The 21383-nt window shown below is 52.0% G+C and carries 20 protein-coding genes; 11 read left to right on the top strand and 9 right to left on the bottom strand.

The genetic code is table 11. The features are described 5' to 3' along the window. Positions 1-27: 27 nt before the first annotated feature. The 3 genes from ACZYR9_RS19455 to ACZYR9_RS19445 form a co-directional block, all read right to left on the bottom strand. Positions 28-219: a glutamate decarboxylase gene (locus ACZYR9_RS19455; RefSeq protein WP_210020461.1), complete on the bottom strand. Its 192-nt coding sequence runs from the start codon at positions 217-219 to the stop codon at positions 28-30. A 251-nt stretch (positions 220-470) separates the two neighbouring features. Beyond that, positions 471-965, bottom strand: coding sequence for a phosphatidylglycerophosphatase A family protein (locus tag ACZYR9_RS19450; protein WP_488980121.1), 495 nt, complete (start codon positions 963-965; stop codon positions 471-473). A gap of 104 nt (positions 966-1069) precedes the next feature. Next, entirely contained in the window at positions 1070-4642 is a 3573-nt protein-coding gene (locus ACZYR9_RS19445; RefSeq protein ID WP_488980120.1) for a DNA polymerase III subunit alpha, read from the bottom strand. Between the two features lie 203 nt (positions 4643-4845). On the opposite strand from ACZYR9_RS19445, the gene ACZYR9_RS19440 reads away from it, so the two are divergent. The 4 genes from ACZYR9_RS19440 to ACZYR9_RS19425 all read left to right on the top strand — a co-directional run bounded on the left by ACZYR9_RS19440 (position 4846) and on the right by ACZYR9_RS19425 (position 6558). Then, the gene (locus ACZYR9_RS19440) at positions 4846-5178 is read left to right on the top strand and encodes a YtrH family sporulation protein (RefSeq protein ID WP_062410828.1); all 333 of its coding nucleotides are present in this window, start codon (positions 4846-4848) and stop codon (positions 5176-5178) included. Further along, positions 5175-5684, top strand: coding sequence for a sporulation membrane protein YtrI (locus tag ACZYR9_RS19435; RefSeq protein WP_488980119.1), 510 nt, complete (start codon positions 5175-5177; stop codon positions 5682-5684). The genes ACZYR9_RS19440 and ACZYR9_RS19435 overlap by 4 nt, the downstream gene beginning before the upstream one ends. A gap of 102 nt (positions 5685-5786) precedes the next feature. Beyond that, positions 5787-6074 carry a YtpI family protein gene (locus ACZYR9_RS19430; RefSeq protein WP_488980118.1) on the top strand — a complete coding sequence of 96 codons (288 nt, stop codon included), beginning with the start codon at positions 5787-5789 and terminating at the stop codon, positions 6072-6074. Positions 6075-6222: 148 nt separating this feature from the next. After that, the gene (locus ACZYR9_RS19425) at positions 6223-6558 is read left to right on the top strand and encodes a hypothetical protein (RefSeq protein ID WP_488980117.1); all 336 of its coding nucleotides are present in this window, start codon (positions 6223-6225) and stop codon (positions 6556-6558) included. Positions 6559-6628: 70 nt separating this feature from the next. Here the strand turns inward: ACZYR9_RS19425 and ACZYR9_RS19420 are convergent, their stop codons facing one another. Together ACZYR9_RS19420 and ACZYR9_RS19415 are read right to left on the bottom strand one after the other, a co-directional pair. Beyond that, positions 6629-6907, bottom strand: a complete 279-nt coding sequence (locus tag ACZYR9_RS19420) for a hypothetical protein (protein WP_488980116.1) — start codon at positions 6905-6907, stop codon at positions 6629-6631. Positions 6908-6980: 73 nt separating this feature from the next. Further along, positions 6981-8084: an acyltransferase gene (locus ACZYR9_RS19415; protein ID WP_488980115.1), complete on the bottom strand. Its 1104-nt coding sequence runs from the start codon at positions 8082-8084 to the stop codon at positions 6981-6983. Positions 8085-8277: 193 nt separating this feature from the next. On the opposite strand from ACZYR9_RS19415, the gene ACZYR9_RS19410 reads away from it, so the two are divergent. Together ACZYR9_RS19410 and ACZYR9_RS19405 are read left to right on the top strand one after the other, a co-directional pair. Continuing rightward, on the top strand, positions 8278-9051 hold the full coding sequence (locus ACZYR9_RS19410; RefSeq protein WP_488980114.1) for a DeoR/GlpR family DNA-binding transcription regulator: 774 nt from the start codon (positions 8278-8280) through the stop codon (positions 9049-9051). Further along, positions 9048-9860 carry an HAD family hydrolase gene (locus tag ACZYR9_RS19405; protein ID WP_488980113.1) on the top strand — a complete coding sequence of 271 codons (813 nt, stop codon included), beginning with the start codon at positions 9048-9050 and terminating at the stop codon, positions 9858-9860. The genes ACZYR9_RS19410 and ACZYR9_RS19405 overlap by 4 nt, the downstream gene beginning before the upstream one ends. A gap of 85 nt (positions 9861-9945) precedes the next feature. Here the strand turns inward: ACZYR9_RS19405 and ACZYR9_RS19400 are convergent, their stop codons facing one another. The 3 genes from ACZYR9_RS19400 to ACZYR9_RS19390 all read right to left on the bottom strand — a co-directional run bounded on the left by ACZYR9_RS19400 (position 9946) and on the right by ACZYR9_RS19390 (position 13312). Then, positions 9946-11100, bottom strand: coding sequence for an NAD(P)-binding domain-containing protein (locus tag ACZYR9_RS19400; protein ID WP_488980112.1), 1155 nt, complete (start codon positions 11098-11100; stop codon positions 9946-9948). Positions 11101-11192: 92 nt separating this feature from the next. Beyond that, positions 11193-12152: a D-2-hydroxyacid dehydrogenase gene (locus ACZYR9_RS19395; RefSeq protein WP_488980111.1), complete on the bottom strand. Its 960-nt coding sequence runs from the start codon at positions 12150-12152 to the stop codon at positions 11193-11195. A 17-nt stretch (positions 12153-12169) separates the two neighbouring features. Beyond that, complete coding sequence (locus ACZYR9_RS19390) at positions 12170-13312, bottom strand: glycerate kinase family protein (protein WP_488980110.1); 1143 nt, start codon at positions 13310-13312, stop codon at positions 12170-12172. A 156-nt stretch (positions 13313-13468) separates the two neighbouring features. On the opposite strand from ACZYR9_RS19390, the gene ACZYR9_RS19385 reads away from it, so the two are divergent. Further along, on the top strand, positions 13469-14563 hold the full coding sequence (locus ACZYR9_RS19385) for a CdaR family transcriptional regulator (protein ID WP_488980109.1): 1095 nt from the start codon (positions 13469-13471) through the stop codon (positions 14561-14563). A gap of 30 nt (positions 14564-14593) precedes the next feature. Here the strand turns inward: ACZYR9_RS19385 and ACZYR9_RS19380 are convergent, their stop codons facing one another. After that, complete coding sequence (locus tag ACZYR9_RS19380) at positions 14594-15763, bottom strand: DUF445 domain-containing protein (RefSeq protein WP_488980108.1); 1170 nt, start codon at positions 15761-15763, stop codon at positions 14594-14596. 150 nt (positions 15764-15913) lie between these two features. On the opposite strand from ACZYR9_RS19380, the gene ACZYR9_RS19375 reads away from it, so the two are divergent. The 4 genes from ACZYR9_RS19375 (at position 15914) to ACZYR9_RS19360 (ending at position 21367) form a co-directional block, all read left to right on the top strand. Beyond that, the gene (locus ACZYR9_RS19375) at positions 15914-17287 is read left to right on the top strand and encodes a YheC/YheD family endospore coat-associated protein (protein WP_488980107.1); all 1374 of its coding nucleotides are present in this window, start codon (positions 15914-15916) and stop codon (positions 17285-17287) included. 61 nt (positions 17288-17348) lie between these two features. After that, the gene (locus ACZYR9_RS19370) at positions 17349-18503 is read left to right on the top strand and encodes a YheC/YheD family endospore coat-associated protein (protein WP_488980106.1); all 1155 of its coding nucleotides are present in this window, start codon (positions 17349-17351) and stop codon (positions 18501-18503) included. A gap of 329 nt (positions 18504-18832) precedes the next feature. After that, positions 18833-20200 (top strand): YheC/YheD family endospore coat-associated protein, encoded by a 1368-nt coding sequence (locus ACZYR9_RS19365; RefSeq protein ID WP_488980105.1) that lies wholly within the window; start codon positions 18833-18835, stop codon positions 20198-20200. Next, positions 20201-21367 carry a YheC/YheD family endospore coat-associated protein gene (locus tag ACZYR9_RS19360; protein WP_488980104.1) on the top strand — a complete coding sequence of 389 codons (1167 nt, stop codon included), beginning with the start codon at positions 20201-20203 and terminating at the stop codon, positions 21365-21367. Positions 21368-21383: the final 16 nt, after the last annotated feature.

The following is a 21383-nucleotide window of genomic DNA, read 5'->3' as shown; positions in this document are numbered from 1 at the left end:
TTGTCCATGCCCAAACGGTACTTATGATTATGATCTATGCAAAATGGAGTTGAGCACCTCTTGAACCTCTTCCAATTCGCCTTCGGGAACTAAAATTTCAAATTGATTTTTTGTCATGTTGATAGCGCGTACCTGTACAAGAAAGCCCTCTTCCGTCAGTCTTTGCTTGATTCTCTCAGCTATTTTGGCGGTCGGAGCGATATAGATTACCGTCCACATGAAAAAAAAGACCTCCCCAAGGATAAAACGGCAGCGCTGTCCTGAAAGCATAGCAAGCAAACCTTCTTCAGAAGGAAAGCCGGGGACGCGAGCGTTTGTCAAGGTGATTCAGTGCTTTGGACCACCTTCTGAATCACGGACATATTGGAATAATGATATCATAAGTGCTCTTTTGCCCGCAACCGAACCTTGGCGCTTTTCGGGGAGGTCGATTTCATAGATAATGATTCAATTTCTGGCAAAAAATGACATCATTTGTTTGGCGGAAGACAATCCAATTCATCCTGGTGCTTATGGGCAATACGTGCCGATGCCGCCGCGGCAAGCCCGGCAACAAGATCATCCAAAAACACATGAATCCCCTTTTTATGGTCATTCAAATCCCGGATGATACCCATTTTCTGCTTGTCCAGAAAGCCGAAGCTGGTCAATCCGATCATTCCATATACATGAACGATCCCAAGCGCGAGCGTTTCGTCCACTCCGTACAGGGAGGCATCCGTTTCCATTAAGCCCTGCAACGGCTCGGGAAGCAGCTTTTGCTCCGCCAGCTCATCCAGCGCAATACCGGTGTACAGCACATACTGCACTTCCCTTTTGGTCAAAACGGCCATTACACTCTCAATACAAGCCTCCTTGGAAAGCTTCGGATTGTAAGGATGCTGCAGCTTGTACACGATTTCGGCAATGCTTTCGACAGACACGCCACGCTTTTCCAAATATTCTACAATTGATTGATGCGGCATAAAAACAACGCCTCCTCCAGTTCCATTCAGATCCGCCATGGTGCGTCCGCAAGCCTTGCACCGATGCCGTACGGGTTACTAAATGTATGCGGAGGAGGCAGGAATTATTTCACTTTTACACATTCTTTACCGAGCAGCTCTTCAATACGCGAGAACAGCTCCGGAGAGGGCTTTACCTTGTACCGGTCGCTTAGGCCCAGCGTTTTTTGACTTTTCTCGTAGTAGAGCACTACCGATAGCGTTCCCGCATGCTGCGCAATCAGCCGCCTGAGCTCGGAAAGTACGCCCGGCTGCTCCCGCTCGGGTGAAATTCGGATATAGACCCGTTGGGATACCGGAGCAGACTTTTCCCCGGCAGACTTCAGCGCTGTCGGCGGCTTGCCGGCTGACGGGGATTTCCTCGGTCCTACTCGGGAAATCTGGCCTCCCGCAGCTGAAGCCGCAGGCTTAACCGCCTTCAGCTCCAAATGCGGATCATCCAGCGCCAGAAGCTGGTCAGCAAGCAGCTTATAGCTCTCATCGCCGTGCTGCAGCTTGGCCATGACGAGCAGCGGCTTTCCCTTCTGCACGATCGGAGCGTATTTCTTCCACACCTCCGGGAAGAGAACAACCTCCGTTTTGCCGACACGGTCTTCCAGCTCCATGAACGCCATAGGCTGTCCTTTCTTGGTGACAATCGTCTTGCTTGCCGTGACAAGCCCGGCCGCCATTACATCGCTTCCGTCAGGGTATTCCTGAAGCGAGGACAGGGGATCAAGCTCGAGCTTGAGCAGCTTGGACTCGAAATCGTCAAGCGGGCTGCCCGAAATATAAAGTCCCGTCAGCTCCCGCTCCAGCTCAAGCTGCTGCGTCATTGTGAATGGAGGTATTTCCGGGTATTCCACCTCCCAATTCACCTCTTCCGTAAAGCCGAAGCCTTCCAGCACGAGCTGCAGATCCTCGCGGTCCTTGCGCCACTTGACGGCCGCATCGATGGCTTCCTCCAGCATCGCCAGCAGTTGAGCGCGGTGCCCCGGCAGCGAATCGAAGGCTCCACCCTGAATTAACGATTCCATGACACGTTTATTGCAGACTCTCAAATCAATGCGGCGGCAGAAGTCAATCAAGCTTAGGTAGGGTCCCGATTCCCGTTTGGCCATAATCGATTCGATGGCCGTTGTGCCGACATTTTTGATCGCCGCAAGCCCGAAACGAATGGCGCCGCCTTCCGGGGTTTGGACCGGAGTAAACAAAAAGCCGCTCTCATTCACGTCCGGGGGCAGCACCGGGATGCCCATCCGCCTGCATTCGTCCGCGTATTCGGCCACCTTATGATGGCTGCCCATGACCGCGGTAAGCATCGAGGCCATGAACTGTACGGGATAATGAGCCTTTAAATAAGCCGTTTGGAACGCCAAAACGCCGTATGCCGTCGCATGGGCCCGCGGAAATCCGTAGTCTGCGAAGCGGACGATCATATCGTACACCCGATTCGCTTCGGCTTCGCTGTAGCCCTGTCTCAAGCTCCCATGAACGAAGTGGGACCGCTCCTGATCCAGTATCTCGCGTTTCTTCTTGCTGACTGCTCTGCGCAGCAAATCCGCTTCCCCGAGACTGAAACCGGCCATCAGCGAAGCAATCTGCATGATTTGTTCCTGGTACACGATAATGCCGTAGGTATCCCGGAGGATCGGCTCCAGTGCCTCGTGCGGATATTCAACCTGCAGCAGTCCGTGCTTGCCCCCGATATACTTTGGAATAAACTCCATCGGACCCGGCCGGTACAAGGCAAGCACCGAGATGATATCTTCGAAATTCGACGGCCTCAATTCCTTGAGCACGCGGCGAACCCCTTGCGATTCAAGCTGAAATATGCCTGTCGTGTCTCCACGGCCCAGCAGCTCATAGGTCGCCGGATCGTCCATTGGAACCCGGGTCCAATCCGGCGCCGTTGCGGTCTGCTCGCGGATCCACTCCACCGTACGTTCAATGATCGAAAGCGTGCGCAGACCGAGAAAATCCATTTTGAGCAGTCCGATCGCTTCCAGATGCTCCATCGGATACTGCGTCAGCGACGTCTGTTCATTTCCTTCCTGCAAAGGGACATACTGTGTCAGCGGCTCACGCGAAATGATCACTCCCGCAGCATGCGTAGATGCATGCCTCGGCATGCCCTCGACCTTCATGGCCAGCTCCAGCAGCTCCGCCGTCTTCGGATGCCTGTCGGCCAACGCCTTCAGTTCGGAACTGACCCTCAGCGCTTCCTCCAGCGTCATGCCAAGCTGATTGGGGATCAGCTTGGCAGCGCGATCCACTTCATTATACGGTACGTTCAGCGCCCGTCCCACGTCCCGCACTGCCGCTTTAGCGGCCATCGTACCGAAGGTGATGATCTGCGCCACACGATCCCTGCCGTATTTCTGAACGACATAGTCAATCACTTCATCACGCCTGAGATCGCTGAAATCGATATCGATATCGGGCATCGATACCCGTTCCGGATTAAGAAACCGTTCAAAAAGCAGGTTGTAACGGATCGGATCCACATTCGTGATATTCAGCGTGTAGGCGACCAGACTGCCCGCGGATGAGCCGCGTCCCGGTCCCGTAGCGATGCCCTGCTCATGCGCAAAACGGATGAAGTCCCACACGATCAGAAAATAGTCGGAGTAGCCCATCCGTTCGATGACGCCAAGCTCATATTGAAGCCGCTGCCCGACCGTTTCCCTCCATGCTGCGTCCTGCCATTCACGAAGTGCGGAGTAACGTCTCTTGAGCCCTTGCCCGCAAAGCTCCGCAAGATATTCGCCGGCCGTTAGCCCCTCCGGAATCGGATCGAACTGCGGGAGGATGGACCGCCCGAATTCAAGCTCCAGATGACAGCGTTCAGCCACAGCCGCCGTATTGGCTATCGCCTCCGGCACATGGATGAACATCCGTGCCATCTCGTCATGACTCTTAAGGTAAAGCTGCGAAGAATGCAAACGAAGGCGGTCTTCGTCCTCCACGGTTTTGCCCGTGCCGATGCACAGTAAAATATCCTGCACCGCATGATCCGGCTCCCGCACGTAATGAACGTCATTTGTGGCGATCAGCGGAATTCCCGTATCGCGGCTAAGCTTAATCATCTCTTGCATCACTTTTTTTTGCTCTGCAAGACCGTGGTCTTGTAGCTCCAGAAAAAAATCGTCGCCGAAGATCGCACGGTATCTGAGCGCCGCAGCTTTCGCTTCCTCATAACGTCCGTGAAGCAAATGCTGGGATACCTCGCTCCCCAGACAGGAGCTCGTGCACACAAGTCCTTCCGAGTAGCGCTCCAAATGCTCGAGATCGATCCTAGGCTTATAATGATAACCTTCCAAATGCGCAATGGAGCAAAGCCTCATCAGGTTTTGATAACCCGTCTGATTTTTGGCGAGCAGAATCAAATGATAAATGGGCTGCTCCTGTCTAGTGCCCTTCGTACGTAAAGAACCAGCAGTAAAATACATTTCACAGCCGATAATCGGCTTGATGCCCCGTGCTTTGCAAGCGCGGTAAAAAGGAATAGCGCCGTACATCACACCATGGTCCGTAAGCGCCAACGTCTTCATGCCGAGCTCAGCCGCTCGCTGAACCAGATCCTCGATGCGTGCGGCGCCGTCAAGCAGGCTGTATTCGCTGTGCACATGCAAATGGACAAAATCGGTATCGCCCATCCGGGCCGCCTCCTCACGTTGCGGAATCGCTCAAAAAATTCTTGTACACAATTTTAGCATAATGCGAACAAGTGTGCCATATATTTAAATGAAGAAGCGTTCGAAAGACGGGGTCCGGCCGGCTGCTTACGGGGGACAACCTCTTTTCAGTATCGGTTTAGCCCCATAGCGAACAGCTCAAAGAACGGGAAAGGGTGGAGTCTGTGGCGGTATTTTTATCCAAATGCTTGTTGGATTTTTTCGTGGCGTTCGGGGTTGTTTTTGGGGGAACCATGCTGGCGGGAATCAGCGCTGTCATCACCTTGGAGCCTCCCGTATACAAAATGATGAATGTTTCGGAGCAAATCAAAATATGGGCCATGGTTGCCGCCATTGGAGGCACGATTGATCCGATCCGGGCGATCGAAACTCATTTTCATGACGGCCACATCTCCCCTGCGATTCAACAAATCATGTACATCGTGTGCGCGTTTATCGGGGCTCATATGGGAACGACGCTCATTCAATGGATTTGCAAAGGAGGAAGCAGCGGGTGAAGGCTCCCCCTCCCGAATCGACAGTCAATGTATTGCGTGCGGCAGGTCTTCTGATCGCGGGCATGATCATCGGTGCCGCTCTCTTTTTAAGCATCTATAATCAGCGCCTCAATATGATGATCGTGCAAAACAGGGAACTCGTGTCTGAAAATGTCAGATTGGAAGGTGAAGTGGAAGACTTGAAAAAAAACAAAAATCAACAAAATACGATCAATCTGCTGAATATATATGTGGAAGCGGCCGATGATTCGCCCCTGGATAAAATTACGGAAAGCGAACTGAAGCGGCGGATTCACGGCGAGCTCAAAAAAGTTATCGTCGGCCGCAAAATTTCGGATTTTGCCGCTATGCCGGATGTGTACGAGCAGATACTTAAAGAAAAGCCGTACATGGGAATCCTGGACAAGGACTACATCGTTCAGTCGGTCAAATGGATCGTCCTGACGCAAACCGAGCTCAAGGTTTGGGTAACGGTCAAAGAGTGGAAGCGGATTCCAATGTCGTGATCTTCCTGCAGGTTCAGGTTGTAACCGGTTGATTTTCTTGGAGGAAATCGGTAAAGTGGTTACTAAAGAATGAAACTGTCGACAAGGATGTGCCTTCCCAACATGATTGCAAATATTCAGATCGCGCTTAGTGCCCTCATCATCATCGCACTTGGCTTCTCCGTCTTTTACAGCTTTCGCTTCCGCAGAGAGACGGATCCGAAGCGCAGAGGGCTGCTCTCTTCCAAAATGAACATGGCTATGGGCATTATGCTGATTATCATCTCCATCACCCAGTTGTTTTTTTTCGAGGATTCGGTGATCAGGCGGATTTTCGGTACGGTGTGCCTTCTTCTGGGTCTGTTTAATTTCTATGTGGGTCTTCGCAATTACATCCACTTCAACCGATAAAAATCAATAATCACCGTCCGGAGCCGCTTCACTTCCGGGCGATTTTGCTTTTCAGCCGGCCGTATTTCAGTAATGTATACTTAATAATCTGTTCTTTGCTTGCATAGGATGGAAGTAGCTTGCATTCTTTAGGAGGTGTCCGATACCCATGGAGATCGCCCCCCATGCAGGGCAGCAGCAGCCGATTTACGAACTGGAAGACAATGCCCTGGAAATGATGAGCAAGTGCAAAGAAAAAATCCTTCACGTGTGCTCCCGCCACATACACATGCGTGTGCGCGTACAAACCGTTCACGGCCAAACCCATGACGGGATCCTCGTGCATGTCGACAACTACCACATATACCTTCAAATGCTGCCGGGCCACAGCCGGGCTTTACTGCCTGGTCCCTATCCTTACTATCCTCCGTACAATCCGTATTACAGCAGTGTCATATTACCGCTCGCCCTATTCGATCTGCTTACGATCGCCCTTCTCGTTTAAGCCGGCAGAAAAAAAAGGCCCTCTATCCTTGCTCTGGATGGATAGAGGCCTCTTTTTTTTGTGCCATTCCTTATTTTTTTACCTGAAGCAGCTTGCGTCTTCCCAGCAGCGCCTGCTCCATCTTCCAGCGCTTCATGCGCTTTACCTTCAGAAGCTCACGCTTCGTTTCTTCCTCCACGCCAAGCAGCTGATGCAAATGGGCCGCCACTACAAGCAGCGCAAAGGCGATCCAGCCGATGCAAAATACCGATTCAAGCGACCACGCGACCCCCGCTTTAAGCTTCGGTACGGCATAAATCAGCATCCCCAGTGTCAGCCCGATAAACACCATATTTTTGATCCCTTTCATCAATGCGCGCCTCCTCCCTCACAAAAGACTTGTACAATCCATTGTATGAAGGACAAGGTCCCAATAGCACCGATTATGCCTTTTCCGCAGACGGCTTCGGCTTGGGTCGGCGCAGCAGCCGGGTAACCAGGCCATAAGCATAAGTCAGAATCCATGGAATTACTAGGCTCAAAGCGAACGCGGTAAAGGTATACAGATGGTACTCCCCAATCGCGCCGCTTTCATTCGGATAATGAACGCGGTAGTAAGTTAACACCGCCGGATGAATCAAATAAATGCCAAAAGAAACGGCACCCAGCGCCATAAGCCCTCGGGCTGCAGGCATAGCGAAGCGAATCAGCAGCTGTCCCAGCCGGATCAAGCTGATCCCGGCGAACGCCGCATAAACAAAGAAGAGCACATGATACCAGGCTCCGTCGAGAACAACGCTTGTCCGACCCTCCAGCATGAACAACCCCAGGAAACTGAAGCCTATGAGGACGGCAGCCGGCAGTACCCATACAAAATGTTTTTTGAGCCAGGCTGCAAACGTCTCATAGTGAAGCCCGATCCAGCCGCCCAGCGTGAACATGCTGAAATAATTCACACAAAGCGAAGGCATATGATTGATCGGCTCCACCCAATGGTTGTACGAGTAGAAGACAGCCTGGATGACAAGACCGAGCCAAATCAGGCTTCTCCTGAACCAAGTAAACCGGCACAGCCACATCATCAGCGGAAACAGCAAATAGAACTGGACGATAATGACCATAAAATATAAATGATAGGAAGCCTCGGCCCATGGCAGCAAACCTGCGAAACGGGACCAATCCATATGTAAGTTGATCCTATCGAAAACCCACTGGTTGTACAAATAATAAAACAACGACCAGAGCACATAAGGAATGAGCACATGCCTTACACGTTTGACGTAAAATTGAATCACCTGTTTGCCGTCAAAGGCACTGCCTTGATATTTGTAAAAGAGCACGATTCCGCTCATGATGATGAATACCGGAACGGCAAAATTACTCAGCTTGTTCAACGCCAAATACATGGCCTGTGAGCCGCTTCCAATCGGAAGCTCCACCGTAGCGTCCGACGTGGAATGGATGATCAAGACCGCCAGTATGGCGATGGCCCTGACAACGTCGAGCTCAAGCAGCTTCGGTTTTGATTTCGGTTTTGCGGTAGCCACGATCGGTTATTCCTTCCTTTAAAAATATTTCATTTTTCAACTTTTCATGACATTGTAACATATTCGGAACAGGAAACGAATCTCTACTTTCACGACATGCTCGAATAATACTTATATTTACTTATAAACACTTGCATATTTTAAGTAATTACGCTTATAATTTAAATACAATAAGCTGCGGAAGGGGCAAACCATGTATCAAGAAGAGCGGATAATCGCCATTTTGGAGCATATTCGGCAGCATCAGCGAATCTCTGTAGAAGACATTTGTGAGCTGTTTCAGGTGTCAAGGGATACCGCTCGCAGAGATATCGTCAAGCTGGAGGAGCAGGGACAGATTTTACGTACCCGCGGAGGTGCGATATGGCGCGGACTCAACAAAGAGGTTTCCGGCTACGGAGACCGGCTTCAGGAGGAGCCCGCCGTGAAACGGGCCATCGGACGTCTTGCCGCGTCCTTGGTGCAATCAGGCGATTATTTATTCATGGACGCCTCGACTACCGTAATGAATGCAGCCCAAGAGCTGCGAACGGACGGGCACGTGATCGTGACCAATTCCATCGACATTGCCGGCCTTCTATCCCAGAGAACAGGCATTGTCGTACACCTGCTCGGAGGCGTCGTTCATCCGCGTCACCGTTTTATCTCCGGCGTAAGGACTCTGGACATGCTGCGTGACTATCAAGCCGACAAGCTGATCATAGGAACCAGCGGGATTACCCCCGACGGACTAACCAACCCTTTTGAAGAAGAAGGGTATGTGATGAAAGAAATGATGCGCAGAAGCGATCAAGTCATTGTACTGGCGGACCATACCAAATTCGGGCTTCGCCAATTTTACCGGGTAGCCGGCCTGGAAAGCATCGACATTCTGATTACAGACCGTGAGCCGGAAGATGCAATGAAAGAAGCGCTGCTGCGCCACGATATCAATATCATGATTGCCAAAGGAGAGAGCGAAGCATGATCCGATTGATTGTCAGCGATTTGGACGGCACTCTGCTGCATAACCATAAGTCGGTTCGCCCCGAAGACAAAAAGGCGCTCCATGAAGCACAAGCCCAAGGGATTGCCGTCGCATTCGCTTCCGGAAGAATGCGGCCCGAAATCATCAACGTCATGAAGGAGCTGGAGATTGCCGGTCCCGCCATTTCCCAAAACGGTGCTTATGTGCATACGTTGGATGGACAACGGATTCACCAAAGCGCATTTGAACGCGACCTGATCGCAGAGCTTGCGCAGGCCGCTTCCGGCACCCCGTTCGTAACCCTGATCGCCGCACCCGACAGCTATGTCGTAGAACGCTGGAGCGAGCAGGCGCAAAGGCTTCGCAGCCGATTGATGGCTCCTCTTGTGGAAATGAACGATCTGCAGGATAAGCTCGGCCGGGAGCTGATATGCGGCAAAATTTCCTACATGGGCGATGTCGGCGAGCTGCTGCAATTCCAGAAGGTGTTAAAAGAAAAATATGGCGATGCCATCGATGCCTATATCTCCGACGTGGATTGCATGGATGTGATGCCGCGGCACACCTCCAAAGGCACCGGGCTGCTCTCGCTTCTTGAATATTTGGGCATAAAGCCGGAAGAGACCGCCTGCTTTGGCGATTCGTTTAACGATTTATCCATGTTCGCCGTTACTCCGCACAGCTTTGCGATGGCGACGAGCCACCCTGACGTTCAAGCCAAAGCGGCGCACACCATATCGAGTGTAGCGGAAGGCATAGAGTGGATCCGCTCGTACAACGCCTCCCTTCACTCGAACCGAAGTAAATGAAAGGCGCCCATACAAAAAGCCGCTGCTGCAGCAGCGGCCTGGACTGTTCGAATCGTAAGTCTTGTCATTGTCCCGGCAGCCATGGCTAGAACAAATGACCCTTTACCATATCCCACTCATGAATCTCGCAGCTTCTGGCCCCTTGAACAATATAGGGGTCCTGTTCCACCCACGACTTCACTTCATCTTCGTTCTGCGCGATGTAAACGACAAAGCCGCCCGCACCGTCTACAAAGCGGCCGTTCGCAAAGAGCCTGCCCGCATTGCGCTGCTCCTCCAAAAAAGCGAGATGCTGAGGACGATAGGTCTGGCTCTTTTCCGCATCCTTCATCGGAAGGAAAACGGCAAAATACTTCCGCTCTGTTTTTGTGCTTGCACGTTCTTTATTGTACAAGTACATGGACGACATGTCTTTATCGCCGAAGCCGCCGGCCTTCGCAGACGCGAGCATCGTCCCGGCATAAGAGCTGAGAGGAATGGAAGTGCCACTGCCCTGAGCCATCGACTCGAGCAACGTCATATCTTTGTGAAGCAGGCTTAATGCAAAGCCAGGCTCGAATGCATCCTTCTTCACAAATTGCGTATAATGCCGGTCGTAAATCCGGCTCTGGGCGAAGCTTGCGCTTAATATTTGGTGCAGCGTTTCTTTGGAAACACCCATCGCTTCACCGAGTACCATCGCTTCACTTGCGGCTTGGGTATGTACTCCGACCATAAGCTGATTGATCAGCTTCACCACGTTACCGCTGCCCGTCGCACCAACATGGTAAATGTTCTTCCCGACAACCTCCAAAATCGGAAGAACCTTATCGAAAACAGCCTTCTCACCGCCCGCCATAACGGACAGCGTGCCCTCCTCCGCTCCTACGGTCCCCCCGCTGACAGGGGCATCCAGGAAGGACATGCCAGCTTCTTCCGCTCTTGCTGCGATTGTCCGATTCAAGTCGGGAGATACCGTGCTGAAGTCAATCAGAATGAGGCCCTTCCGGCCATTTGGAATAATCCCGTCTTCGCCAAGGAACACTTTTTCCACATCCGCAGGCATAGGAAGACAGGTCATCAGCACATCCATGTCTTGAGCCAGCTCGGCTATGGAGCGTCCCGCTTTTCCCCCGGCATTCACGAATGCGTCTTCTTTCGCTTTGCTTCGATTGACACCATATACTTCGTAATTTGCCTTCACCAAATTCCGGGCCATCGGCAGCCCCATATTCCCTAGTCCGATAAAAGCTAATTTCATGATCATTTTCCTCCTCCACATGGGATCGTTAAGAAAAGCTCCTGATCGAAGCCCTTTCGGTGAAGAACCATTATTTAGAAAAAGGATTGCTTTTAAGAATTTACCACATGAACCGGCCGGCCTTCAAGAAAAGCCTTTACATTGCCTACGGCTGTATCCATTAATCTGGATCTGGCGTCTCTTGTAGCCCAAGCCATATGGGGAGTAATGATGCAGTTTTGAGCTCCGTACAACGGGTTGTCCCGCGTCGGCGGCTCGACGGAAAGCACATCAAGCGCCGCCCCGGCCAGGCGCCCTTCATTGAGCGCATCGGCCAAATCTTTCTCTTCAATCAAAGGCCCCCGCGAAGTATTGATCAGAAAAGCCGAAGGCTTCATGCGCGATATTCGCTCTGCATTAATTAGCTTTTCTGTGGAAGGCGTCAACGGACAATGTAGGCTGACAACATCGGATTGCTCCAGAAGCTCGTTCAGCTCCACCCATTCGACTCCCTCCACCTGAGGAGGAGTGCTTCGTCCGCTGCCGACCGCAATCACCCTCATATCGAAGGCGCGGGCAATTTTTGCCGTTTGGGTACCGATGCGCCCAAGCCCGATTAAGCCCAGCGTCTTGCCGGACAGTTCGACCTGCGGCGTCAGGGTAAAGCAAAAGTCAATGCTGCGCGACCATTCCCCCTTGTGGACGGCATCGCTGTGCCATTGAGTCCGGTGGCACAGCTCCATGAGCAGGGCAAATACAAATTGCGCAACAGAGTTCGTGCCGTATGCCGGAATATTCGTAACCGGAATGCCGCGTTCTCTGGCCGCTTGAAGGTCTACGACATTATACCCGGTAGCCAGTACACCGATGTAACGCAGCTTCGGAAGCTGCGAAAGCGTATCCGCAGAAAGCGGTGTCTTATTCGTAAGCACAATTTCCGCCTCTGCCGCTCTTTGGATGATCTCATCAGGAGCCGTACGGTCATAAACGACCGTTTCCCCAAACTCCTCCAGCCCTTTCCAATCCAAATCCCCCGGATTCAGGGTATACCCGTCTAACACCACGATTTTCATGTGCGTATGATTCCTCCCTACGATCTATTTGAAGCTTTATTTAACAACCGGGCTACGCTAAGCGTGCATTGAAACAAATTGTTCTCGGCATCCGCCATGCATTCTTCAAGTGTCGAGGGGCCGCGTACAACCGAAAAACAGCCGGCAAAATGAGGCGCAAGCCGCTCGCTTCCCTCTCCGAGACCGCCGGAGATCAGGATCGCTTCCCTGCCCGCATTCTTGGCCAATTGCGCGACATGATATGGAAGCTTGCCGAACAAGGTCTGCCCGTCACTGCGGCCTTCCCCGGTCATCACCCAATCCGCCTCTTCAATCCGCTGCTTCAAGCCGGACATTTCTTCCACCAATTGAGCTCCGGGTACAATGTTCGCCCCCAAGGCCAGCAGAGCAAAGCCAAGCCCTCCTGCGGCACCGGCTCCCGGCTGATTCCGCATGCTGAGAGACAGCTGAGCCTCCAGTAAATCGGCGTATGATGTCATGTCTTTGTCCAATTGAAGCACAATCTCGGGAGTGGCTCCCTTTTGCGGACCGAAGATGTGAGAAGCTCCCTCCAGCCCGAGCAGCGGATTGGTCACATCGCTGGCAATTGTGATTCGGCAGTCCGCAAGACGAGGGTCCAAGCCCTTCAAGTCCGCTTCGGACAGCTGTCCAAGCTCGCGGCCGAAGCCTTCGGCAGTCCGTCCGTCCCGACAAGTAAAGCGGGCTCCCAGCGCAATGAGAAGTCCCAACCCTCCATCGTTAGTCGAGCTTCCTCCCAGTCCGATGATCAAACGCCGGTAGCCCTGATCCAGCGCGCTGCGAATGACCTCGCCCAGTCCTCTGGTGGACGTATGCAAAGGATTCCTGTGCTCCTGAGGGACCATAGGCAGTCCGATAACATTGGCCGCTTCAATGACGGCAGCCGGCTCGCCCTGATCCGTAATGATGCCAAAATACGTGTCGACCCGCTCTCCTCTCGGACCTGTGGCCTGAAGCTGAAATACGCTGCCGTCCGTAGCTTTGACCAAAGCGTCGACCGTCCCCTCTCCTCCGTCCGCCATAGGGATCACGCTAATTTCAGCCGATGGAATTTCCTGAAGCAGGGCCCGGGCCATGGTATTGCCCACCTGTACAGCCGTAAGGCTCCCCTTGAAGGAATCCGGTGCGATAACAATTTTCATAAAGTCCTCTCTCCTGTCGGATCTGATCCGTTGTTTACCCTTATCATACACGAAAACGTAATCGCTTTCTTTATTGCTTTTGACTAAATTCCGATGTTACTTTCAGTTCAAATTTAGTTATAATGTACAATGAAAAAGAGTTGGAGGAAGATGCTTATGCTGACCCCGGAATTGGCCGGCGAGATCGTTCAAGAAACGATGGAACGCCTTGACCGCAATATCAATATTATGGACTTGTCAGGCACAATCATCGCCAGCGGAGATGCCGCTCGGATCGGACAATATCATGCGGCGGCCGTGGAAGCGATGAAGCAAAACCGGGAGTTAATCGTTGAGGAGCATCATGTTTCGCAGTGGAACGGTGCTCACATCGGGATTAATTTGCCCGTTCATTACAACGGCAGGGTTGTGGGTGCGATCGGGATTACCGGTACACCTCATGAGGTCAAGCCTTTCGGACATTTGGTCAAGATGACAACCGAGCTCATGATCAGGCAGAATCATTTGAAGCTGCAGGATGAATGGAAGCAAATGACGGTTGATTTGATTGTGGAGGAGCTTCTACAATCCTCTACTCCGGATTTGCCGATGATGGATCAAAGACTGGAGGCGCTTCGCTGCAGCTTCGGCCCTCCCTATCAGGTCGCTGCCGCCGCTTACAACCTGCCTCCGGAAGATAAAGGAAACGAAGGCCTTCTGGCCAAGGTTCAACGTATGTTCCTCTCGAGCAAGGCGCTGATCAGTCAATATCGTCCGCAAAAGCTGCTGATTCTCTTCTATGAAACACCTTCCGAAAGCGTTGATAAGAAGCTAGTCAAGCTGACGGAATTGTTGGAGCGGGACACCTTGAAGCACACCATTGGAGTAGGCTCACCGGTCATGTCCCGCGAAGCTGTCCGTCTCGGCTTTACAGAAGCGGAGCTCGCCCTGCGAATGGGAGAATCCGAGGCCCGCCCCTTGGTTCGTTTTGACGCCGTGGAAGCTAAGGCCCTGATTCATGAAATTCCGATCGAGCACCGCGACCGTCTGCTAAGCAAATTTCAGCCTTACTGGAACGATAAGATGCGCGAGACCCTGCAGGTGTTTTTTGACTGCAGCCTGAGTATTGCAAGCTCTGCAAAAGCTCTGGATATCCACCGCAACACCATGATTTACCGCCTGGAGCAGATCAAGACGTTAACGGGCTACGATCCCCAACAGTTTCAAGATGCCGTTCTTCTTCAGTTTGTGCTGTGGTTTTATACCAAGTAGAAGCAACCCCTGTTGATCGGCAGGCTTTGATCATGAATAAAACCAAGGCAGCAGCAGCGACTGAATCAGCCCGATGATCCCGCCAAGGAGGACTCCCAGCCAGGTAATGGCACGAAACTCCTTACCCGATACGCTCAGTATGATTTCCTCCACGCGTTCAATCGGAAAGAGGGCTACCTGCCCTTCGACGATCTTAGGCAGCTCGATCGCGTTCATGATACGCTCCACATGATTGGCAAGAAGAAGAAGCGAGCGTTCGGCCACTTCGGGAGCATATCCCAGCAGCTTGTCCCGGTAAGATCCGAGCGCCTCATTCAGGCGAACCTTTCCCAGCTTATGCAGCCACTCCTCCACATGGAGAAGCGACTGCACCTTTTCTTTAAGGAAGGGCAAGCCTTCTTCTTTAGCTGCCAACTCAAGCAATGCCGACAAACTCATCTCTTCAAATTGCTCTATTTTTTTGCGGATAAAATTTGCGAGCGTGATCCGGACATTAGCCGATTCCAGCTGTTGAAGAAGCGCCGTCCGGATTTTTTCGACCGTTTTCGATTCATCCATAAACATGCCGGCAAGCGCACCGAGAAAGCCGCCTGTCTGGCCCATGAACTGGCTGGTCATTTGCCGCAGCATGCGTTCTCCGTTCGGAGACATCATTTCGTTCCTGATCTCGTCGATCAACAGGTCGACAGCCCAATCGACGAAGCGCTCCCGTTTTTCTTCCGACCAGTCCGGAATCAGTCCGGAAAGCTTGATCTCTCCCAAGCCCTTATCCCGCCAAAGCCATTCGATCCCCCGCCCCGTTGTCTCCCTCAGCCAACCGGCAAGCCGCCCGGATAATTCGTCAGCCCTTTCGGGTGTCATCCAGCCGGTGATCAGTTCCCTTACCGTCATATCCCTTGCCGTCCAATCCGTTATGATCCGGCGAAGCGCCTGTTCCAGACGCGCTTTCGTTTCAGGCTTTTGCAGCATTTGCGAGAGGCCGTGAGCGGTAACCAGATACTCGCCTACGACTTTGCCGAGCGAGCGGCCGATTTCGTCCTTTCGTTTAGGAATAAGACCCGGCGTAAACGGCACCCTTTTGCCTAAGAGGCGCCACTCCCGCCGGGGATGAAACAGCATCTTAATAGCCAAGTGGTTCGTTACTCCTCCCACAAAACCGGCTACAGCGATGTTAATTAAAATAAACCAGAGGTTCAGCATGCAGTGAAGTTCACATCCTTTTGCGAGTAGTGGCCTTTTCCCATTCACCAAGGGGAAAACGCCCTCATATGATGAAGTAGTTCGTTTCTAAATGTTCCAAGCATGCTGAGGCATGCCGTACGGCAAGCTCTCGCTGGGAAGGAGTTCCGCATGAAAAGAACAAAAGTGAGGATTCAAATACAAAACCCCGGCATATCCTCGGACGGCTCCGCTCTGATGCTCAGCGATGCGATCGCAAAGAAATGGAAAATCCCGCTTCACACTACGGTGAATTTGCGCTTCGGAGCAAGTCGGCAGGAAGTAAAGGTCGTTCCTACTTCACAATCCGGCATGCTTCGCATTAGCAAAACAATGGCTGCGGCATTGGGGCTGTCGCAGGGTGACCAAGTATGCCTGCAGTACAAAAACGGAACCCGTACGATTCAAATCGGTCCTTTGATCGGCGTAATGGTCAGTCGTATCCAACCCTCGTCGCCCGACAAATTATTCGGCGCGAACACGGCCTTCTGCAAGGAACTATCCTATGCATGCAAGCTGTACGGCGCTTCGGTTTTCTTTTGCACCCCGGACGACCTTCACGGGTATAGCGATACGGTTCAGGGATGGCGCCATATCAGCGGTGAGAAATGGGAGCAGTTCAGCTTCCCGGTTCCGAATGTGCTCTACAACCGGCTTACTTCGCGCAAGCTGGAAAAACGGCCGAATGTTCAGCATTTTATAAGCCAAGTCAAAACCCGTCATAACACCATCATGTTTAACGAGAAATATTTGGATAAAACGGAAGTTTTCGACGCGCTTCGCAAGGAAAGCGAGCTGCATCCGTATTTGCCCGAATCGTACCTGCTGCGAAACTTTCAAATGCTAAAGTCCATGTGCGCCAAGCATCAAACCGTATTTCTCAAGCCCATTACTGGAAGCTTGGGCAAGGGCATCATCCGCGTACGCAAACAGCCGGACGGATCGTACATTTGTCATTTTACCAATCTGAACGGCGCACGTAAACAATCGTTTTCCACACTTAGGGGAGTCTTCAGCAACGTGTCCGGGAAGTTAAAAAAACAGCGTTATCAAATCCAGCAAGGACTGGATCTTCTAACGGCGGACGGAAGGCCGATCGATTTCCGTGCTTTAGTGCAGCGCGGTGAAAACGGGCAGTGGGCCGTTACTTCCATTGTAGCCCGAATTGCGGGAAATCATCATTTTGTTTCCAACCTGGCCCGGGGCGGTAAGTTAAGCACGGTAAAGGGAGCGCTGGCCCGCTCGGGCTTTGCAGCCGCAGACGGAGGACACTCGAAGCTTCATCGGGCAGCGGTACAGATCGCCGAAGGAATCGAAACACAGGTGCCGGGGCATTTTGCGGAGCTTGGCATCGATCTGGCCATTGATACTCAGGGACGCGTTTGGCTGATCGAAGTCAATTCGAAGCCGTCAAAGGAAGACAATACACCGCTTGCGGCATCCAATAAGATCCGTCCTTCGGTGAAAAAAATTGTACAGTACGCCAGATTTTCGGCCAATTTTTAATTTAACCAATCCGGGCTGCTTCCCATTCGGAAGCCTCCTTTACACTTACGGGGTGACGCACATGATGATCTCCAGCTTCATGAGGATCGGTGAACGTTCGGTAGGCATCATGACGACGCAAACCGACGAGGATCCGCCTTTTCGCAATCGCGATTTCTACCGGCGATTGTGTATTGCCGGCAGACGGAGCGGTTTGATGGTATTCGTGTTCACACCGCTTGGGATCGATTGGAAAGCAAAGCAAGTGATAGGGTATACGTATGATAACGGACATAAACAATGGCTGTGTCAGACCTTCCCGCTGCCATCCATCGTTTACGACCGGTGTTTTTTCACCGCAGAGCATCAGTACGCCGCATATCGCGCGGCACTGCATCGCTTAACAAAGCACCCGTCTGTCCGCCTTTTAGGCTTTGGCCTAAAGGATAAATGGTCCGTTCAGCAGCTTCTGCAGCAAGATGGGCGGTTTGACAATTATCTGCCGCGAACCGAACTTCTGCGAAGTATGCGGACGGCAGCAGACTGGCTGCGGGAATTTAGAGAGGTCATCATAAAGCCGCGAAGCGGCTCACAAGGCCGGGGGGTGCTGCTCGTGCAGCGCCGGCCATCCCCTCCGTCCGGAAAGGTAAACCCCGCAGAATCGGCATTTACCGTGCGCGGACGCGATGGGCGCAACCGTACTTTTGCAGGGGATTTCGTAAACTGGGCTGCACTTGCGGGATGGCTGCGCCGTTGGGTCTCGCGGCGCAGCTGCTTGCTGCAGCAGTATCTGCCCCTGCAGACAAAAGGCGGCAGTGCATACGACGTACGCGCACTGGTGCAAAAGAACGGTACCGGCCGCTGGCAATTGACCGGTATGGCCGTTCGCCGGGGTCAGGACGGCAGCCTGACATCAAATCTTCACGGCGGAGGTAGAGCGGAACCCGCCAGCCCCTTCCTCGTCAAGGAATTCGGCCCGGAAACCGCCGCAGAGCTTCTCCGTAAGCTGACTTACCTCTCGGAGGAGCTGCCGCTTGCTCTGGAAGCATGTCATGGAAGGCTTGTAGAGCTCGGCATTGATTACGGGATCGACAAGGACGGTCATCTATGGATTCTTGAGGTGAATTCCAAACCCGGCCGCTCCATCTTTACTTATTTGCAAGACGATCAGGCAAGATTCGCCGCTTTGGTCAATCCCCTGCGTTACGCCCGCTTTCTTCTGAAGCAGCAAAGATAAGAGCAGGTATCGATAAAAGCGTCTGGAACACAGAACAGAGAGCTTAAACCCTATGGATAAGCCGCTGCAGAAGTCTGATGGCCGGCCGTTTTCTTATCGGCCCTAAGCCTTTGCTTTTATCTTCATCCAACATAAAAGAACGCATCGCTGTTCAGACTCATTTTCACCTGAAGCCGACCGTTCTTACAAATTAGACCCACTTTGCCTGCGGCAAAGTTTTCATATATTCTTGCCCATTCCTTACGAAGCCGGTTTTGCCTCCGGCAAAACTCAAAGCAAATCCTTACGAAGCCAGTTTTGCCTCCGGCAAAACTCTTAGGAGGTTCAGCATGAGCTTGACAACTTGCACGATTCAGGTCATTAAGCGGCAGGAACGGGTCGTTTACATGACAAATGAATTGGCCAAAACCCTGAGGGTGGCCAAAGCCAGAAACGTGACCTTGAAACTCGGCAGCAAGAGCCTCTATTTGCGACTCCGGCTGCTGAAGAAGAACGGAAACCAAGTCTATATACCGACGGATCTTTATTCCCAATTGCGAATTCCCAGAAGCGGCTCTGCCCTAATTGTTTGCAGCAAGGGTTCAGAAATTCGGATCGGACCGCTCATCGGCATCTTGACCAGCGTCTCTTCCGGCAGTTCTTCTCCCTTTGGGACGCGGACGGAATTCATTCGCCAATTCATGCAGGCCGGAAAAGACAAGGCGTACTATTTCGGCTTCTCGCCCCATGACGTCAACTGGTCACAACAGACTGTCAGAGCGATCGTACCGCGCAGTGACGGCGGATGGGACCGCAAGGTGCTGCCGCTGCCGGACGTGATATACAACCGGCTGCCCAGCCGAAAGGCCGAAAAGCTTACTTCCATGAATGCTTTTAAGCACCGCTTCGTGCGGCTGGGCATTCCGCTGTTCAACTGGAGCTTCTTTGACAAATGGGATGTGTATAATCTGCTCGAAGGCACCGATGTCTTCAAGCATGTACCGGAGTCCCGCATTAATCCTTCACAGGCGCAGATAAAGGAAATGCTGGAAAAGCACCGGTTTATCTATCTCAAACCAACCGCGGGCAGCCTAGGCATCGGAATTTACCGGTTGACGTATAATCCCAAGCGGGGGTATTATGCACGTTTCCGGCGGGGGGAACGCAATGTGCTTCTGCGTTTTAGTAAATTTGAATCGTTGATGTCCCTTTTAAACCGCCAAAGCAGCGGCTTAAACGGTTACGTCGCCCAACAGGGCATTCGGCTTATTGAAATCGACAGCTGTCCGATCGATTTCCGTTTCCATATGACCAAGAACATCAATAACCAATGGGTCGTTGCCGCAATCGGAGCCAAAAAAGCGGGCAGAGGCAGCGTCACGACACACGTGCGCACCGGCGGTCAATTGATGACACCGGAGCAGGTGTTGAAGCAAGTATTGGGAACGCGGGCTGATCCCGTTCTCGTCCATGCCAAAGAGACGGCCATCAAGCTGGCGGAGGAAATCGAACAAAATTACCGACACACTCTTGGTGAGCTCGGTTTTGATATCGGTATCGATCAGAACGATCACGTCTGGATGTTCGAAGCCAACTCCAAACCGGGACGGTCCATTTTTAAACACCCTGCCCTAAAGGAACAGGGAAGACGTTCACTTCAATATATTTACGACTATTGTCTCTTCCTGAGCCGATTCCGGTCAAGGAGGGATTCATAGGTGGATGTCATCGTACAAAGAAGACAACAGCGGCCGATCCTGGCCATACTCACTTACGCCGATGAAAAAAGAGTATTCCGCGGGAACCAGAAAAACTTTGTCGATTTGATCCGAACCGGCGAGGAGCGCGGGGTGCTGGTATACGTCTTGACCACATCCGATTTCAACCTTTCGGGCAAGCATGTCTCCGGTTATTCTTACCATCCCGCAACACAATCTTGGATCAAGCAGCGAATGCCTCTTCCCAATGTCATTTATAACCGGATCCCTTACCGTAACTTCGAGCTTTATCCGGAGGTACAGCAGGTCATTCAGACCTGTTTACGCCACAGAAAGATCCATTTTTTCAATCCAGCCTTTTTCAACAAATGGAACCTGTTCGAATGGCTGAACAAATCGCCGAAAACAAAGCCCTTCATCCCAGTCACAGAACGCATGTCCTCAAGCAAGGAGCTTCACAAGATGCTCTTGACTTATCCTTTCATTTATCTTAAGCCGATTCGAGGAAAAGCAGGCAAAGGCATCATGAAAGTCAGCCGCATCAACGGCGGAAGTTCCAAGAGCAGTTCATTTGAGCTGAGCATCCAGGACAAAACAAAAAGCCACATCTCCCGGTACTCAAGCGTTTCCGAGCTGTGGTCGCAGGTTCAACGCCTGATTAACTCCCAGGAATACATCATGCAGCAGGGAATCACCCTATCCACCTACAAGCAAAGACCTTATGATCTGCGGGTTCTCGTTCAAAAGAACAGCAAAGGCCGTTGGACCGTAACCGGTATTGGAGCTCGGCTTGCGGGAAAGCTCAGTATTACGACCCACGTCCCGCGGGGCGGTTCGATCGACGATCCGGTAAAGCTGCTCAGCTCCTCGTTCGGATCGATGGGCAGCAAACAAATCATCCAAGATACGCGGAAGACGGCCTTGATCCTAGCCAAACAAATTGAAAAATCGTACGGCTATTCTCTTGGAGAAATGTCAATGGACCTCGGGATCAATCAGGATGGACAAATTAAATTTTTTGAGGCCAATTCCAAGCCCATGAAGTTTGACGAACCCCCCATCCGCAAAAAATCGCTTGAAAATTTAATCGACTATTCGATTTATCTGTGCAAAACAAAGCCCAGCCGGTTATTCAAAAAGGATTCCACCATTTCCTCTTATAAGTAGTTTGCCAGAAAAGCAG

The organism is Paenibacillus sp. F024 (assembly GCF_057814255.1).
Note: the sequence above shows the minus strand (reverse complement) of the source record. Positions and strands in the feature narration are given on the sequence as shown.